This window comes from Pseudomonas sp. FR229a, from assembly GCF_030209115.1.
Lineage (GTDB): Bacteria > Pseudomonadota > Gammaproteobacteria > Pseudomonadales > Pseudomonadaceae > Aquipseudomonas > Aquipseudomonas moraviensis_A.
Genome location: NZ_JARVSP010000028.1, coordinates 18,772 through 35,107, shown reverse-complemented (window position 1 = coordinate 35,107; position 16,336 = coordinate 18,772). Strand labels below are relative to the sequence as shown.

Here is a 16,336-nt window from a genome sequence, read left to right as displayed (position 1 = left end):
AGGTCGGCGTATCTCGAATATCCAACCCGGTCAGTCCCCTCTCCCTCCGGGAGAGGGTTAGGGTGAGGGGCTTTTCAGCAGGCCAAAAAAAACCCCGCAACATCGCGGGGTTCCTTTATCAAGCCGGCTGAGCCTGCAGGCTCACCGGTCGCAGCGGCAGCAACGGCGCATGCGGATCGGCTTTCACCGAGGCGCGCCAGGCGTCCAGCCACTCGGCGAGACCTTCGGCCCAGACCTGCTCATGCAGGCGTGCCAGTGCAACAGGGTCGCTGAGCAGTTGCAGGCGATCGTGGTTGTTCAGCCCGGACGGGCCGACCTTGATCGCGTGACGCACACGCTCCTGACGCAGCCACTCGATCGGCTCGGCCTGGCCGTGACGCGAGGTCGCCAGCGAGCACGCCAGGGCGTTCTGCTGCGGGTCGACCACGGCGCGGACGAAGCCGTCGTTGAGGGCGTGATAACGGTTTTCGTGGGTGTACTGATCAGTTGCCAGCAAGGCCTGTGGCGGATTGTATTCCTCAGGGATGAGGAACAGGCTCTCGTCACGGGATTTCAGGCCCAGACCGACGCGGCTGGAGATCACCGACACCGGGATCGACAGCATCAGCGAACCGACGATCGGCACCAGCCACCAGAGGAAGCTCGGGTTCAGCCAGATCACCAGCAGCGCCCAGCAGAAGCCCAGCAAGGTCTGCGGGCCGTGGCGCTTGACCGCTTCGCTCCACGGGGTCGAGTCGTCGTCACGCTGCGGCGAGTTCCAGGTCGCGGCCCAGCCGAGGAAAGCGGCAAGGACGAAACGCGTGTGGAAAATCATCCGCACCGGCGCCAGCAGCATGGAGAACAGCATCTCCAGCAGCATCGACAGGGTCACCTTGAACTTGCCGCCGAACTCTTTCGCGCCTTTGGCCCAGATCAGGATGATGCTCAACAGTTTCGGCAGGAACAGCAGCACGATGGTCGTCGAGAACAGCGCAATCGCCTTGTCCGGGTGCCATTGTGGCCACAGTGGATAGAGCTGACGCGGTTCGAGGAAGTACTGCGGTTCCATAAGCGTGTTCACCGCCAACAGCGCGGTCGACAACACGAGGAAGAAGAACCACAACGGCGCCGACAGGTAGGACATCACGCCAGTGAGGAACACCGCGCGGTGCACCGGGTGCATCCCTTTTACCAGGAACAGGCGGAAGTTCATCAGGTTGCCGTGGCACCAGCGACGGTCACGCTTGAGTTCGTCGAGCAGGTTCGGCGGCAACTCTTCGTAACTGCCCGGCAGATCGTAGGCAATCCACACGCCCCAGCCGGCACGGCGCATCAGCGCAGCTTCAACGAAGTCGTGGGAAAGGATCGCACCGGAAAACGCGCCCTTGCCCGGCAACGGCGCGAGGGCGCAGTGGTCGATGAACGGCTTCATGCGGATGATCGCGTTGTGACCCCAGTAGTGGGATTCACCCAACTGCCAGAAGTGCAGGCCGGCAGTGAACAGTGGACCGTACACGCGGGTAGCGAACTGCTGCATGCGCGCATACAGGGTGTCCATGCCCGACGCACGCGGCGCGGTCTGGATGATCCCGGCGTCCGGCGTGGCTTCCATCAGGCGCACCAGACTGGTCAGGCATTCGCCGCTCATCACCGAGTCGGCGTCGAGCACGACCATGTACTTGTAGTCACCGCCCCAACGACGGCAGAAGTCGTCGAGGTTGCCGCTCTTGCGCTTCACACGGCGGCGGCGGCGGCGATAGAAGATCTTGCCGAAGCCCTTGGCTTCGCGGCAGACGTCCAGCCAGGCCTGCTGCTCGGCAACGCAGATATCGGTGTCGTTACTGTCGCTGAGAACGAAGAAGTCGAAACGATCCAGGTCACCGGTGGCGGCGACCGATTCGAACGTCGCACGCAGACCGGCGAATACACGCGGCACGTCTTCGTTGCAGATCGGCATCACCAGCGCAGTACGCGCATCTTTCGGGATCGGCTCGTTACCGGCGCTTTTCCCGGAGATTCGGTATTTATCATGACCGGTGAGCAGCTCAAGGAAGCCCATCAGCGCGGTCCAGAAACCGGCGGACACCCAGCAGAACAGAATCCCGAACAGAATCAGGATGCTGGTTTGCAGCGCATACGGCAGCACTTGCGTGGCGGTCTGCAGCAGCGGTTGATGCAGCACTTCATCGAGATCGACGAACGACCAGCCCTGATACGGCATGATGCCTTTCATGTACCAGCCGGCAACGATGGTCTGGCCGAGCATCAGCAGCAACAGGATGTAGCGACGGATCGAACCGACAGTGCGCCAGCGCGCGGCCGGCAGGACATTGGCGTCCTTCGGCGGCTGCGGCGGGTTGGTGCGCCCGGTCAGACGACGCCAGCCACGCACCAGAATATTGGTGCGCCATGGCTCTGGCACAACCTTGGTACGGCGGATCGGCGGGGTCGCCTTGAGGCTGACCCGGCCGCTGGCGTCCAGCACCAGCATTTCCGCTTCGGCCAGTTCTTCGGCGGTGCTCAGGGTCAGGCGCTTGCCCACCGAGGCCTGGGCGGCTTCGGCAGGGGCGTCGAATGTCGAGGACGACAGGCGTTCATGCAGCTCGCTGAACGACTGGCAACCCGCGAGTTCCGCGCGTTGCTCGTCGGTCATCGGCAGATGCGCCAGATACTCGGACAGAGTCTCTGGCTGTACTTGTGAGTTACTCATCGGCAGGCAACTGATAGCTCCAGGTCTCGGTCAGGACTTCTTCAGTCGGCGCCGATTCCGGTGTGGCTGGGGCCGCGTCGGCAGCGACTGGCTGCTTGGCGTCTTTGTTGGCCTTGTCCTTGGCATCGGCTGCAGGCTTGGCTTCAGCCTGTTTGGCTTCGGCGGCCTTGGCTTCCTTGTCGAGCTTCTCCTGCTGCTTGGCGGCAACCTTGTCAGCCTTGGCGACCGACGAATTGGAGGCCGGTACCGATTTGGCCAGATCCGCGGTGACCACTGGCTGAACCAGTGCAGCGCGCATCTCGGTCGCCTTGCTGGCGTCCTTGATCTTCATCCGCAGGGTCAAGCGCCAGCCCTTGGTTTCCGGGTTGTAGCGCACACTGTTCTCGACCAGCTCGGCGTTGTCGCCGACGCTGACCTGACTGCGCACGTCGGCGTCCGGCGTCAGGGCCGCCAGAGACGGGCCTTCGAAGTCGACCAGATAGGCAACGCTGCCATCCGGCTGACGGATCAGGTTCGATTGCTTGACGTCACCGGTCGAACGCAGGGTCTGCGCCACCCAGGCGCTGTCCGGCGCGTGGATCGCTGCTTCGTCCATGGTCCAGTGCATGCGGTAGGCGAAGTCCAGCGGCTGGCCTGGCTCCGGCATTTTTTCCGGGCTCCAGAACGCAACGATGTTGTCGTTGGTTTCGTCGGCGGTCGGAATCTCTACCAGATCAACGGTGCCTTTGCCCCACTCGCCCTTCGGCTCGATCCATGCGCTTGGGCGCTTGTCATAGCGATCGTCGAGGTCTTCGTAGTGGCTGAAGTCCCGGCCACGCTGCAGCAGACCGAAACCACGCGGGTTCTCGACGCTGAAGTTGCTCACGGCCAGATGTTTCGGGTTGTTCAGCGGACGCCAGATCCACTCGCCGTTGCCGGCATGGATCGACAGACCGCTGGAGTCGTGCAGTTCACGACGGTAGTTGAGGACTTTCGACGGCTGGTTGGCGCCGAACAGGAACATGCTGGTCAGCGGCGCGATGCCCAGTTTGCCGACCTTGTCACGCAGGAACATCTGCGCCTTGACGTCGACGATGGTGTCGCTGCCCGGACGCAGGATCAGACGATAGGCACCGGTGGCACGCGGCGAATCGAGCAGGGCGAAGATCACCAGGTGCTTGTCGCCCGGCTTGGGCTGCTGGATCCAGAACTCGCGGAAACGCGGGAATTCCTCACCGGACGGCAGCGCGGTATCGATCGCCAGACCACGGGCCGACAGACCATAGGTGTGGCCCTTACCGACGACGCGGAAGTAGCTCGCGCCGAGCATGGTCATGATCTCGTCTTGCTTGTCGGCCTTGTTGATCGGGTACAGCACACGGAAACCGGCATAGCCCAGTTGTTCGGTGGCTTTCGGATCGAATTTCAGGTCGCCGAAATCGAAGCGGCTCGGATCGTATTTGATTTCCGAGACGGTGTTCGCGGTGATTTCGTTGATTTTCACCGGCGTATCGAAGTGCATACCCTGGTGATAGAAGGAGAGTTTGAACGGCGTCTTCTGATCGGCCCACTCAGCCTTTTCGGTGAGGAAGCGGATCTTCTGGTAGTCCGCGAACTTCATTTCGCGGAATTCGTTCGGCAGGTTGCTGCGCGGGGCTTCGAACTTCTGCCCGGCCAGCTCTTTGGCCTTGGCCGATACGTCGTCAAGATTGAACGCCCAAAGCTGACCGGCGCTGAGCAGGCACAGGAGCGCCGAACCCGCTACCAGAGCACTTCGCATGCGTTTGGCAGACATTTTTGCTGCATTACAGGGACTAACAATCACGAGCAACCCTCGCCGAAAACAGATCAATAAACCAACGGCCAGATGAAGTGCCTTTAGGGTTTTCGGCAGTGAAAAACCGACCTTTCAGGGCACCCTTGCCAAGTTGGCGAGCATTGTTCCGACTCCGCCGGGGCAAAATGATTCCCCAATCGGATCCAGACAAGTCTCTACCTAAGTCAAAACGGATCAACGAATGTCGATCCCCGCAGCGCGCGATTATCTAGTAGCCCGGATGACAACGCATCAGGGGTAACAAAGTATTTATCGCGAAAACAGCCTAAAAACCGTCGAAATTTCCGAAAAAGGCGTTTCAGGCACTGTCAGGTCTGTAACAAAAAGGTAACCGGGCCATCGTTGACCAGGTGCACCTGCATATCGGCGCCGAATCTACCTGATGCCACAGTGCCATGCACCTGTTTCGCCTGGCTCAATAAATAGTCGAACAATTCCTCCGCCAGCGCCGGCGGTGCGGCCGTGGAAAAGCTCGGACGCAGGCCGCTTCTGGTGTCGGCGGCAAGGGTGAACTGCGAGACCAGCAGCAACCCGCCATCCACATCCGCCAGGGACAGATTCATCTTGCCCTCGGCGTCACTGAATACCCGATAGTTAAGCAGCTTATGCAGAAGTTTGTCGGCGTTGGTACGCGTGTCGTCGGGTTCTACCGCCACCAGCACGAGCAGACCCTGATCGACCGCGCCGACCACCTCGCCAGCGACCTCGACCCGCGCACCGCGTACGCGCTGCAACAGCGCCTTCATGCTTCTTCGAGTGGCAGGTCGAGCAGGCGCTGGGCCATTTTGCTCGCAGCGCGCACCAGCGCATCGGTGATGCCCGGCTCGGACGCGGCGTGGCCGGCATCGCGGATCACCTGCAATTCGCTGTTCGGCCAGGCCTGGTGCAATTCCCAGGCGTTGTCGAGCGGGCAGATCACGTCGTAGCGACCGTGAATGATCACGCCGGGGAGATGGGCGATCTTGCCCATGTCGCGGATCAACTGGTTGGGCTCAAGGAAGGCATTGTTGGTGAAGTAATGGCATTCGATCCGCGCGATCGACAGTGCGCGCTGCGGCTCGGAGAAACGATCGACGACTAGCGGGTTCGGGCGCAGGGTCGCGGTGCGCCCTTCCCAGGTCGACCACGCCTTGGCCGCATGCATCTGGGCAATCTGGTCGTTGCCGATCAGACGTTTGTGGAAAGCGGTGAGCAGGTCGTCGCGCTCGTCCAGCGGGATCGGCGCGATGTAGTCCTGCCAGTAATCAGGGAACAGACGGCTGGCGCCGGCCTGGTAGAACCATTCGATTTCCTGCGGACGGCAGAGAAAGATCCCGCGCAGGATCAGACCGTGTACTCGCTCCGGGTGGGTTTGTGCGTAGGCCAGCGCCAGGGTCGAGCCCCAGGAGCCGCCGAACAGCACCCATTTTTCAATGCCCAGGTGTTTGCGGATGCGCTCGAGATCCTCGACCAGATCCCAGGTGGTGTTGTTTTCCAGGCTGGCATGCGGGGTGGAGCGACCGCAGCCGCGCTGGTCGAACGTGACGATGCGATATAGATTCGGATCGAAATAGCGCCGGCTCTGGGCGTCGCAACCTGCGCCGGGGCCACCGTGGATGAATACGACCGGCAATCCTTCCGGCGAGCCGCTTTCATCGACGTACAGCGTATGGGTGTCATCGACAGCCAGATCGTGCCGAGCGTGGGGTTTGATCTGCGGAAACAAAGTCTGCATTGCGCGCTCCGTAAGGGGTCGAGGTCATCCCTGGGGGGACTCGTATTATTCTGCCGTTGGGCATCATAAACCCGATTTGCGTCAATGAGCATGCCTGTGCGCTGTCACCGTTTGTCAGCCATCACCTTCACGGTCTGAACGCGATCCTGTGGGAGCGAGCCTGCTCGCGAACGCGGTGTGTCATTCAACCTGGATTTTGGCTGAAAGGCCGCTTTCGCGAGCAGGCTCGCTCCCACAGGGGTTATGCGCTGTAGTGAGATTTTGCCCAGGCCAGATAGCCCTGCAGCAATTCCCGGAGCACCACCCGCGTCGGTTCGGCCAGGTCGGCGCGGTAGCGGAACGGTTCGAACTCTTCCATGTAGGTGGACTGGCACAATTCCAGCTGCACCGCGTGAATGTTCTGCATCGGGGCGCCGTACTGGCGGGTGATGTGCCCGCCCTTGAAGCGACCGTTGAGCACATGAGTGAACTGCTCGTGCCGTGCGCAGATCGCTTCCAGCTCAGCGGCCAGTTGCGGATCACAACTGGCGCCATTGAACGTGCCGAGGTTGAAGTCTGGCAGTTTGCCGTCGAACAGGTGCGGGATGATCGAGCGGATCGAGTGCGCATCGAACAGCAGTGCGTAGCCAAATTCAGCCTTCAGCCGCGCCAGCTCTTGCTGCAAGGTGCGATGGTATGGCGTCCAGATCTGCTGCAAATAAGTCGCGCGTTCTTGCTGCGAAGGCTCCAGCCCCTCCTGAAACAACGCAATGCCGTCGAACAACGTCGCCGGATACAACCCTGTCGTCGCCCCGGCGTACAACGGCTTGTCGTCGGACGGCCGGTTGAGGTCGATGACGAAGCGCGAATACTCAGCGGCCAGGGTGCTGGCGCCCAGCTCCTCGGCGAAATCGTAGAGTTGCGGGATATGCCAGTCGGTGTCCGGCAAACTCTTCGCGGCGGGGATCAACCCGGCTTCGACCGCTGGGGTCAGACGCACACCCGCGTGGGGCATGCTGATCAGCAACGGCACGCGGCCTTGTTTGAATTTCAGAACCTTGTTCACAACCGCCCTCCTAGAAATTCGATTCAACGCCGTGACGCACGACGCGCTTGTCCAGATCGCCCCCGAGCCAATAAGCCAGATCCGCCGGACGCTCAATGTCCCACGCGACAAAGTCGGCGACCTTGCCGACCTCCAGCGAGCCGTGTGTGTCAGCCATGCCCAATGCCTGCGCGGCATGGAGGGTCGCCCCGGCAAGAGCTTCTTCCGGAGTCATGCGGAAACAGGTGCAGGCCATGTTCAGCATCAGACGCAACGACAGCGCCGGCGAGGTGCCGGGGTTGAGGTCGCTGGCGATCGCGATCTTCACCTTGTGCTTGCGCAGCGCTTCCATCGGCGGCAACCGGGTTTCGCGCAGGAAGTAGAAGGCGCCGGGCAACAGCACGGCGACGGTGCCGGCAGCGGCCATGGCGATGGCGTCGTCCTCGTCCATGAATTCAAGGTGATCGGCGGACAAGGCTTTATAGCGCGCGGCAAGGCTCGAGCCGTGCAGCGAGGACAATTGTTCGGCGTGCAGTTTTACCGGCAGGCCGAGTTGCTGCGCCGCGACGAACACCCGTTCGACCTGCTCCGGCGAGAACGCCAGGTATTCGCAGAACGCATCCACGGCATCCACCAGACCTTCGGCGGCGAGGGCCGGGAGCATCTCGCTGCAGACCAGATCGATGTAGTCGTCGGCGCGATCCTTGTACTCCGGCGGCAACGCGTGCGCCGCCAGGCAAGTGCTGCGTACGCTGATCGGCAGTTCCTCGGCCAGGCGCCGGATGACTCGCAGAAGCTTGCGCTCGTTGGTCAGATCGAGGCCGTAGCCGGATTTCATTTCCACCGTGGTCACGCCATCGCGCATCAGGCTTTTCAGGCGTTTGGCGGCGCTGGCGAACAGCTCGTCTTCAGTGGCTTCGCGCGTAGCGCGCACGGTGCTGGCGATACCACCGCCCTGCGCGGCGATCTCGGCGTAGCTGACGCCTTGCAGACGCTGCTCGAACTCGCCGCTGCGGTTGCCGCCGAACACGGTGTGGGTGTGGCAGTCGATCAGCCCGGGCGTGACCCACGCGCCTTGCAGGTCATTGACCGCCGGGTATTCGCCGGGCGGCAGTTGAGTGCGCGGGCCGATCCACTCGATCAGCGTGCCGGTGGTCACGATCGCGGCATCCTCGATGATCGAATAGACGCCGTTGGCCATGGTTGCGACGTGGCAGTGTTGCCAGAGGGTTTTCACTGTTGGCCTCCGTTTGGGTTGGTATGGTGAGCAGCCTCAAAAGCCCCTCACCCTAGCCCTCTCCCGGAGGGAGAGGGGACTGACTGGGTTGTTCTGTCGAGCTACATCGACCAGAGAGTCTTGAGCCGAGCTCAGGTCTTGAAGCTCGCAGAGATCGGCTCCCTCTCCCTCCGGGAGAGGGCTGGGGTGAGGGCTGGTTTTTACAGGCTCGGCAAAAGCTTCACCGAAACCAGCTCGGTCAAACACCGCGAAGCCAGCAATTCAGTCGCCGCATTGATATCCGGCGCAAAAAACCGGTCCTTCTCATAAAACGGCACTTCCCTGCGCAGGATCGCCCGCGCCTGTTCCAGCTTCGGCGAGGTCTTCAGGCCGTTGCGCAGATCCAGGCCCTGGACCGCCGCCAGCCACTCCACGGCGAGAATCCCGCGGGTGTTCTCGGCCATTTCCCACAGGCGTTTGCCGGCAGCCGGGGCCATCGACACGTGGTCTTCCTGGTTGGCCGAGGTCGGCAGGCTGTCCACCGAATGCGGATGGGCCAGCGCCTTGTTCTCGCTGGCCAGTGCCGCTGCGGTCACCTGGGCGATCATGAAACCGGAGTTCACCCCGCCGTTGGCGACGAGGAACGGCGGCAGTTGCGACATGTGCTTGTCCATCATCAGCGAGATGCGCCGTTCGCTCAGCGAGCCGATTTCGGCGATGGCCAGAGCCAGATTGTCAGCGGCCATGGCCACCGGTTCGGCGTGGAAGTTGCCGCCGGAAATCACATCGCCTTCAGCGGCGAATACCAACGGGTTGTCGGAAACCGCGTTGGCTTCGACCGCCAGCACTTCAGCGGCCTGCCGGAACTGGGTCAGGCAGGCGCCCATGACTTGTGGCTGGCAGCGCAGCGAATACGGGTCCTGGACCTTGTCGCAGTTCTGGTGCGAGGCGGAGACTTCGCTGCGCTCACCGAGCAGGTCACGATAAGCAGCGGCGGCATCGATCTGACCTTTCTGCCCACGTGCGGCGTGAATGCGCGCGTCGAACGGCGAGCGCGAACCGAGCACGGCTTCAACGGTGAGACTGCCGAGCGCCAATGCACCGGCAAACAGATCTTCGCCTTCGAACAAACCGCGCAGCGCAAACGCGGCGGAAACCTGAGTACCGTTGAGCAGCGCCAGACCTTCTTTCGCCGCCAGGGTCAGCGGTGTCAGGCCGGCGACTTTCAGCGCTTCGGTCGCCCCCAGCCATTCGCCCTTGTAGCGCGCCTTGCCCTCGCCGAGCAGCACCAGCGACATGTGCGCCAACGGCGCCAGATCCCCCGACGCGCCGACCGAACCTTTCAGCGGAATGTGCGGATAGACCTCGGCATTGATCAGCGCAATCAGCGCATCGATGACCTGCCGACGGATACCGGAGAAACCGCGGCTGAGGCTGTTGACCTTGAGCACCATGATCAGTCGCACAAGGTCGTCGCTGATCGGCTGGCCGACGCCGGCAGCATGCGAGAGCACCAGCGAACGCTGCAGGTTCTCCAGGTCTTCGCTGGCGATGCGCGTCGAGGCCAGCAGGCCGAAACCGGTGTTGATGCCATAGGCGGTGCGGTTCTCGGCGAGGATCTGCTCGACGCAGGCGACGCTGGCTTCGATCTGCGCGCTGGCGCTGTTGTCGAGGGTCAGTGTGACCGGGTTCTGGTAGACGTCACGCAGTTGGGCCAGGCTCAGTTGGCCGGGGATCAGGTTCAGCGCAGTCATTAAAATGCTCCTGTTAGGCATTGTTATTAACTACCAGTCGCTCCGGAGCATTCCGTTATCCGTCGTTTCTCGTCTTGTGAACGATCCACGCCTTGGCACGCTGGTATGGGCAGTTGTCAGTGCAAATTCGGTAAAACGTTGAGCGGCAGATTCGGGACTTTCAAGACGCTCGCAGCGGCAGCAATATCCGGCGCCAGCCAGCGATCCTGATCGTAGGCAGGGACGGTTTCGCGCAGCAGGCGCCAGGCGACATCGGTGCCAGCCCCAAAGCGCTGTTCCTTGAGGAACTCAAACGCCTGCGCCGCCAGCAGATATTCAATCGCGAGGATCTGCGTGCAGTTTTCCAGGGCGCGGTGCAGCTTCAGCGCGGCGTTGGTGCCCATGCTCAGGTGGTCTTCCTGCAGGCCCGAGGTGATGTAGTTGTCGAGTACCGCCGGTTGCGCCAACTGGCGGTTTTCCGCACACAGCGAAGCGGCGACGTACTGCACGATCATCATCCCCGAGTTGACCCCGGGGTTGGCCACCAGAAACGCTGGCAGACCGCTGACGTGCGGGTTGACCAGACGGTCGAGACGACGCTCGGCAATCGAGCCGATCTCGGCCATGGCAATCGCCAGCAGATCGGCGGCCATCGCCACCGACTGGCCGTGCGGGTTGGCCTGCGACATCACCCGGAAATCGTCCGGGGTGCCGAGCAGCAGCGGATTGTCGGTGCAGCCGTTGAGCTCGGCTTCGACCTGTTTGATTGCGTGCTCCAGTTGATCACGCGCGGCGCCGTGCACCTGCGGGATCGAGCGGATGCTCAGCGCGTCCTGAGTGCGAATGCCTTTGCTCGCGGCGATCACTTCGCTGCCATCGAGCAAGGCGCGCAGGTTGTTGCCGACCTGCTGCATGCCCGGATGCGGCTTGAGCGCGATGATCTCGGCATCGAAGGCATCGATCTGGCCGCGCTGGGCTTCGAAGCTCATCGCACCGATGACATCGGCCCATTGCAACAGGCGCGTGGCATCGGCAATCGCCAGACAGCTGAGGCCGGTCATGCACGGCGTGCCGTTGACCAGACACAAACCGTCCTTCGCGCCCAATTGCACAGGTTTCAAGCCTTCTTCGGCCAGTGCCTGCTGCGCCGGCATGATCTGACCGCGATAGCTGACATGACCAACGCCGAGCAGCGTGATACCGACGTGCGCCATGTGCGTCAGATAACCCACCGAACCCTGCGCCGGCACTTGCGGGGTGATGCCGCGATTGAGCAGCGCCAGCAGACCCTCGACCACGCGCCGATGCAGGCCGGATTTACCGTGGCTGTAGTTGTGGATCGCGGCGCAGATGATTGCGCGGGTCTGCTCATCACTGAGAACCGGGCCGACCCCGCAAGCGTGGCTGAGCAAGGTGTTGCGCGAGAGCTGGCTGAGCTGTTCGTCCTGCAACGAAACGTTGGACAGGCCGCCCAGACCGGTATTGACGCCATAGGCGCGCTCGCCGCTGGCGACGATGCGCTGGACGATCGCCTGAGCGTTGTCGATGCGCGCCCAAGTGTCGCTGGACAGTTCCAGCAGCGCACCGTGACGCGCGACCGCGACCACGTCCTGCCAACGCAGATGAGCACCGGTGATGACGATTTTTTCAGCCTGGGACATCTGAAGCCTCATACAAATTCTGTTGCTGCATGAATTCCTTTGGCGAGGGAGCTTGCTCCCGCTGGACTGCGAAGCAGGCCCGAAATTCTGCGACCGCTGCGCGCTCGAGCGGGAGCAAGCTCCCTCGCCACAAAAGCTGTCTCACCGCGAATCTTTCTAAACCACCGCCGCCCGCCGCTGCACAAACCGGTCGACATATTCATCCGCTGGCGAATGCAGGATTTCCCGTGGCGTGCCGACCTGAATCAGGCGGCCATCCTTGAGAATCGCGATGCGATTGCCGATGCGCACGGCCTCGTCGAGGTCGTGGGTGATGAAGACGATGGTCTTGTGCAGGGTCTTTTGCAGTTCCAGCAACTGATCCTGCATCTCCGCGCGGATCAGCGGATCCAGCGCGCTGAAGGCTTCGTCCATCAGAATGATGTCGGTGTCCGCCGCCAACGCCCGAGCCAGGCCGACGCGCTGACGCATGCCGCCGGAGAGCTGGTGCGGGTATTTGTTTTCGTAGCCTTTGAGGCCCACAGTGTTGATCCAGTGCAGCGCGCGTTCGGCGCAGACCTGCTTGCTCTCGCCACGCACTTTCAGGCCATAGGCGACGTTGTCGAGCACGCTCTTGTGCGGCAGCAGGCCGAAGCTCTGGAACACCATGCTGATCTTGTGTCGACGAAATTCGCGCAGGGCGTCCATGTCGTACTGCAGGATGTCCTCACCATCCACCAGAATCGCGCCGCTGGTGGGGTCGATCAGCCGATTGAAGTGGCGCACCAGGGTGGATTTTCCGGAGCCGGACAGGCCCATGATCACGAAGATTTCGCCGGTGCCGATGCTCAGCGACAAGTCGTTCACGCCGACCACGCAACCGGTTTCGTTGAGCACCTGATCCTTGCTCTTGCCCTGGCCGACCATGGCCAGCGCATCCTTGGCGCGGTTGCCGAAAATCTTGAAGACGTTGCGCACTTCGATCTTGCTCACGCTTGCGTTGCTCATTTGCTCACCTCGTGGCGTGGCCGACCGTACGCTTGAGTGATGCGGTCGATGACCACAGCGAGAATCACGATCGCCAGCCCGGCTTCGAGGCCACGACCGACGTTGAGTGTCTGAATGCCCACCAGCACGTCTTCACCGAGGCCACGGGCGCCGATCATCGAAGCAATGACCACCATCGACAGGGCCATCATCGTGGTCTGGTTGATGCCAGCCATGATGCTCGGCAACGCCAGCGGCAATTGCACGCCGAACAGTTGCTGCCAGCGGTTGGCGCCGAAGGCGTTGATCGCCTCCATGACTTCGCCGTCGACCTGGCGAATGCCCAAGTCAGTCAGGCGAATCAGCGGTGGCGCGGCGTAGATCACCGTGGCAAAAATTGCCGGCACCTTGCCCAGGCCGAACAGCATCAGCACCGGGATCAGGTACACGAAACTCGGCATGGTCTGCATGATGTCGAGTAGCGGCATCAGCACCGAACGCAGGCGATTGCTGCGCGCCGAGAGAATCCCCAGCGGAATGCCGATCAGCACCGAAATGATCGTCGCGACCATCATCAGCGCCAGGGTCTGCATGAGTTTGTCCCAGAGGCCGACCGCGCCCACCAGAAACAGCAGACCGACAATCACCGCGGTGGTGACGACTTTGCGCGTGGCGTGCCAGGCGATTACGCCGACGATCGCCAGCATCAGCCACCACGGCGCCGCACGTAGCAGACCTTCGAGACTGACGATGGCCCACAACAGCGTGTCGGAGATGTGGCGGAACACGTCGCCGTAGTTGGTGACCAGCGAATCGACCCAACCGTTGACCCAGTCGGCGATGGAAAAAGTAAAGCTTTCGGGAAACATAAGGGACTCTCAATCAAGGGGTTGCGATCAAGCGTCCGGCTGCCGTGGCTGGCAGCCGGGTAAACCTGACCTACAAGGCCGCGTCGATTTTCCTGGCTGCGTCGTCGCTCACCCATGCGTGCCAGACTTCAGGATGTTCCTTGAGGAAGATTTTCGCCAGTTTTGCCGACTCGATGCGTTCCTTGGCCATGCGCCCGAGGTTCTGGTTGAGCAGGTCGATCGGCAGGTTGACCTTTTCCAGCACGGCGACCAGTTCCGGGGCTTCGTCGTGGAAGGTTTTCGACAGGCCGACCTTGATGGTCACGGTCTTGTCGACGCCCGGTTTCTCTTCGAGTTTGACCGCGTCGATCTGGCCCATCAGCGGGGTCGGCGACCAGTAGTAGAAGAGAATCGGCTCGCCACGCTTGTAGCTCGACAGCACCGCTGCATCCAGTGCAGGTCCGGTGCCCGGGCGGAAGTTGGTGTAGCTGTTTTCCAGGCCGTAGCTCTTGAGCATCTCGCTGTTGTCGAGCTCGCAGGTCCAGCCGGCCGGGCAGTTATAGAAGCGGCCCTTGGACGGCTCTTCGGCATCCTTGAACACGGCGGAATATTTGCCCAGATCAGCGATGTTTTTCAGGTCCGGGGCTTTCGCCTCGAGCTTGCGCTTGGCGTCGCCTTCGATCACGTAACGCGGCACGTACCAGCCTTCGACAGCGCCCACTACCGGCGCGCCGACACCGACGACCTTGCCGGCCTTCTCGGCCTTGTTCCAGACCTCGCTGCGGCCGACCCACTCTTCGGCGAACACTTGAATATCGTTGCTGCTCAGGGCGTTTTCCATGGTGATGGAATTGCCCGGCAGACTGTCGGTCTTGCAGCCGTAACCTTTCTCCAGCACCACTTGCAGCACGTCGGTCAGGAGCATGCCGCTTTCCCAGTTCAGCCCGGCGAATTTCACCGGTTTGCCCGATTCGCACCAGCCGGCGGCTTGGGTCGCACCGGCACTGGCCAGCAGGCCCATGGACAGCAATGTGGTCAGCAGGGTCTTGTTCGATTTCATTGTCGTGACGCTCCTAATCATGAATGGGCTTACGGCAGTTCAAGAGGCATCCAGCCTGGTCCACGTCCAGATCAGGCCTGCGCCGCAGCGCGACCGGTCCCGCTGGTTTTTGCTTGTACGACGCTGTTCTGCTCGACCGGCAGAATCAGCTGATCGGGCACTGCGCTGTGCCATTTTTTCGCGCAGAAGTAATAGACGGCGGCCGGCAGCACCAGGCCGATGATCCAGGAAATGTCGACATCACCAAGAGCTGCTACCAACGGGCCGGTGTAGAACTTGGTCGAGATGAACGGCAGCTGTACCAGTACGCCGAACACATAGACGCTGATACCGAGCAGGTTCCAGCGGCCGTAGCGACCGTTCGGATCGGCCAGCGCCGGCACGTCGTAGCGCTCGCGGGTGATGCAGTAGTAGTCGACCAGATTGATCGCGCTCCACGGGGTGAAGAAGGCCAGCAGAAACAGGATGAACGACTTGAACGCACCGAGGAATGAGTGCTGTCCGAGCAGGGCGATCAGCGTCGCCGCGCCGACGATGAACAGCACGAACACCAGCCGCTGCATACGGGTAACCGTCAGGTGTCCTTTGAAGCCACTGATGATGGTCGCAATGCACATGAAGCTGCCGTAGGAGTTCAGCGTCGAAATGGTCACCTTGCCGAACGCGATGCTGAAATACAGCAGCGCGGCGGTGGCGCCGGTACCGCCGAGCCCGACGATGTAGGCGACTTCATGGCCTGCGAATTGACCGTTGGCCGAGGCGGCAGCAAACACGCCGAGGATCATCGCCACTTGCGCGCCGATCACCGAACCTGCGCCAGCGGCGAAAAAGGTTTTCACCGACGAAGTGGCGCTCGGCAGGTAGCGAGAATAGTCCGCCACATAAGGACCGAACGCGATCTGCCAGGAAGCCGCCAGGGACACCGCCAACAGGAAACTGCTCCAGCTGAAATGGCGAATCTGCAGGAGTGCGCCGACGTCGGTCTGGCTCATCAGCCGCCAGAACAGGAACACGAACGCGATCACGCCAATGACACTGGCGACGCGGCCGATCCAGTGAATCACCCGATAGCCGAGCACCGTGACCAGCACGATGACACTGGCGAAAATCAGGATGCCAACGCTATCGCTGACACCAAACAACTGACCCAGCGCCTGCCCGGACAGCACCGTCCCGGTGGCGGTGAAGCCGAGGTACATCAGGCACACCAGCACGATCGGAATCGCCGCGCCATAAACGCCGAACTGCACGCGGCTGGAGATCATCTGCGGCAAGCCCAGTTTCGGCCCTTGCGCGGCATGCAGCGCCATCACGCCACCGCCGAGCAATTGACCGATCAACAAACCGATCAACGACCAGAACACATCACCGCCGAGCACCACGGCCAAGGCCCCGGTGACGATCGCGGTGATCTGCAGGTTGGCGCCCATCCACAGGGTGAACTGACTGAACAGACGACCGTGTCTTTCCGCTTCCGGGATGTAGTCGATCGAACGCCTTTCGATCAACGGAGTACTGCCTGCACGTTCGTTGTTAACCGCCATGATTCAACCTCTGTGGATTGTTCTGGATATCGATTGTTTCGCTTTTGTAGGAGTGAGCCTGCTCG

The 16,336-nt window shown here is 61.8% G+C and carries 12 protein-coding genes; all 12 read right to left on the bottom strand.

Going from position 1 to position 16,336, the window contains the following annotated elements; all coding sequences use genetic code 11:
- Positions 1-118: 118 nt before the first annotated feature.
- Positions 119-2,689, bottom strand: a complete 2,571-nt coding sequence (gene mdoH, locus QRN33_RS22480) for a glucans biosynthesis glucosyltransferase MdoH (RefSeq protein WP_065615427.1) — start codon at positions 2,687-2,689, stop codon at positions 119-121.
- Complete coding sequence (locus QRN33_RS22475; RefSeq protein WP_161806073.1) at positions 2,682-4,463, bottom strand: glucan biosynthesis protein G; 1,782 nt, start codon at positions 4,461-4,463, stop codon at positions 2,682-2,684. Before QRN33_RS22475 ends, mdoH begins: the two co-directional genes overlap by 8 nt.
- Before the next feature lie 350 nt (positions 4,464-4,813).
- Positions 4,814-5,251: a D-aminoacyl-tRNA deacylase gene (dtd, locus tag QRN33_RS22470; protein WP_285410165.1), complete on the bottom strand. Its 438-nt coding sequence runs from the start codon at positions 5,249-5,251 to the stop codon at positions 4,814-4,816.
- On the bottom strand, positions 5,248-6,219 hold the full coding sequence (gene pip / locus QRN33_RS22465) for a prolyl aminopeptidase (RefSeq protein ID WP_041477549.1): 972 nt from the start codon (positions 6,217-6,219) through the stop codon (positions 5,248-5,250). Before pip ends, dtd begins: the two co-directional genes overlap by 4 nt.
- Before the next feature lie 241 nt (positions 6,220-6,460).
- A complete protein-coding gene (gene hutG / locus QRN33_RS22460) occupies positions 6,461-7,264 on the bottom strand; it encodes an N-formylglutamate deformylase (RefSeq protein WP_285410164.1) in 804 nt (267 codons plus the stop codon).
- 10 nt (positions 7,265-7,274) lie between these two features.
- A complete protein-coding gene (gene hutI / locus QRN33_RS22455; RefSeq protein WP_285410163.1) occupies positions 7,275-8,480 on the bottom strand; it encodes an imidazolonepropionase in 1,206 nt (401 codons plus the stop codon).
- 200 nt (positions 8,481-8,680) lie between these two features.
- The gene (hutH, locus tag QRN33_RS22450) at positions 8,681-10,213 is read right to left on the bottom strand and encodes a histidine ammonia-lyase (protein WP_285410162.1); all 1,533 of its coding nucleotides are present in this window, start codon (positions 10,211-10,213) and stop codon (positions 8,681-8,683) included.
- 116 nt (positions 10,214-10,329) lie between these two features.
- On the bottom strand, positions 10,330-11,853 hold the full coding sequence (hutH, locus tag QRN33_RS22445; RefSeq protein ID WP_123419814.1) for a histidine ammonia-lyase: 1,524 nt from the start codon (positions 11,851-11,853) through the stop codon (positions 10,330-10,332).
- Between the two features lie 156 nt (positions 11,854-12,009).
- Positions 12,010-12,840 (bottom strand): quaternary amine ABC transporter ATP-binding protein, encoded by an 831-nt coding sequence (locus tag QRN33_RS22440; protein ID WP_083354014.1) that lies wholly within the window; start codon positions 12,838-12,840, stop codon positions 12,010-12,012.
- On the bottom strand, positions 12,837-13,688 hold the full coding sequence (locus QRN33_RS22435; protein ID WP_016772087.1) for an ABC transporter permease: 852 nt from the start codon (positions 13,686-13,688) through the stop codon (positions 12,837-12,839). Before QRN33_RS22435 ends, QRN33_RS22440 begins: the two co-directional genes overlap by 4 nt.
- A 70-nt stretch (positions 13,689-13,758) precedes the next feature.
- Positions 13,759-14,727, bottom strand: coding sequence for an ABC transporter substrate-binding protein (locus QRN33_RS22430; protein WP_064363319.1), 969 nt, complete (start codon positions 14,725-14,727; stop codon positions 13,759-13,761).
- Positions 14,728-14,798: 71 nt separating this feature from the next.
- Positions 14,799-16,271 carry a purine-cytosine permease family protein gene (locus QRN33_RS22425; RefSeq protein WP_252875452.1) on the bottom strand — a complete coding sequence of 491 codons (1,473 nt, stop codon included), beginning with the start codon at positions 16,269-16,271 and terminating at the stop codon, positions 14,799-14,801.
- Between the last annotated feature and the right edge of the window lie 65 nt (positions 16,272-16,336).

Bases quoted from the DNA above. Each gene is read 5' to 3' on its own strand.
- mdoH (WP_065615427.1), bottom strand. From the start codon at position 2,689: ATGAGTAACTCACAAGTACAGCCAGAGACTCTGTCCGAGTATCTGGCG.
- QRN33_RS22475 (WP_161806073.1), bottom strand. From the start codon at position 4,463: ATGTCTGCCAAACGCATGCGAAGTGCTCTGGTAGCGGGTTCGGCGCTC.
- dtd (WP_285410165.1), bottom strand. From the start codon at position 5,251: ATGAAGGCGCTGTTGCAGCGCGTACGCGGTGCGCGGGTCGAGGTCGCT.
- pip (WP_041477549.1), bottom strand. From the start codon at position 6,219: ATGCAGACTTTGTTTCCGCAGATCAAACCCCACGCTCGGCACGATCTG.
- hutH (WP_285410162.1), bottom strand. From the start codon at position 10,213: ATGACTGCGCTGAACCTGATCCCCGGCCAACTGAGCCTGGCCCAACTG.
- hutH (WP_123419814.1), bottom strand. From the start codon at position 11,853: ATGTCCCAGGCTGAAAAAATCGTCATCACCGGTGCTCATCTGCGTTGG.
- QRN33_RS22440 (WP_083354014.1), bottom strand. From the start codon at position 12,840: ATGAGCAACGCAAGCGTGAGCAAGATCGAAGTGCGCAACGTCTTCAAG.
- QRN33_RS22435 (WP_016772087.1), bottom strand. From the start codon at position 13,688: ATGTTTCCCGAAAGCTTTACTTTTTCCATCGCCGACTGGGTCAACGGT.
- QRN33_RS22430 (WP_064363319.1), bottom strand. From the start codon at position 14,727: ATGAAATCGAACAAGACCCTGCTGACCACATTGCTGTCCATGGGCCTG.
- QRN33_RS22425 (WP_252875452.1), bottom strand. From the start codon at position 16,271: ATGGCGGTTAACAACGAACGTGCAGGCAGTACTCCGTTGATCGAAAGG.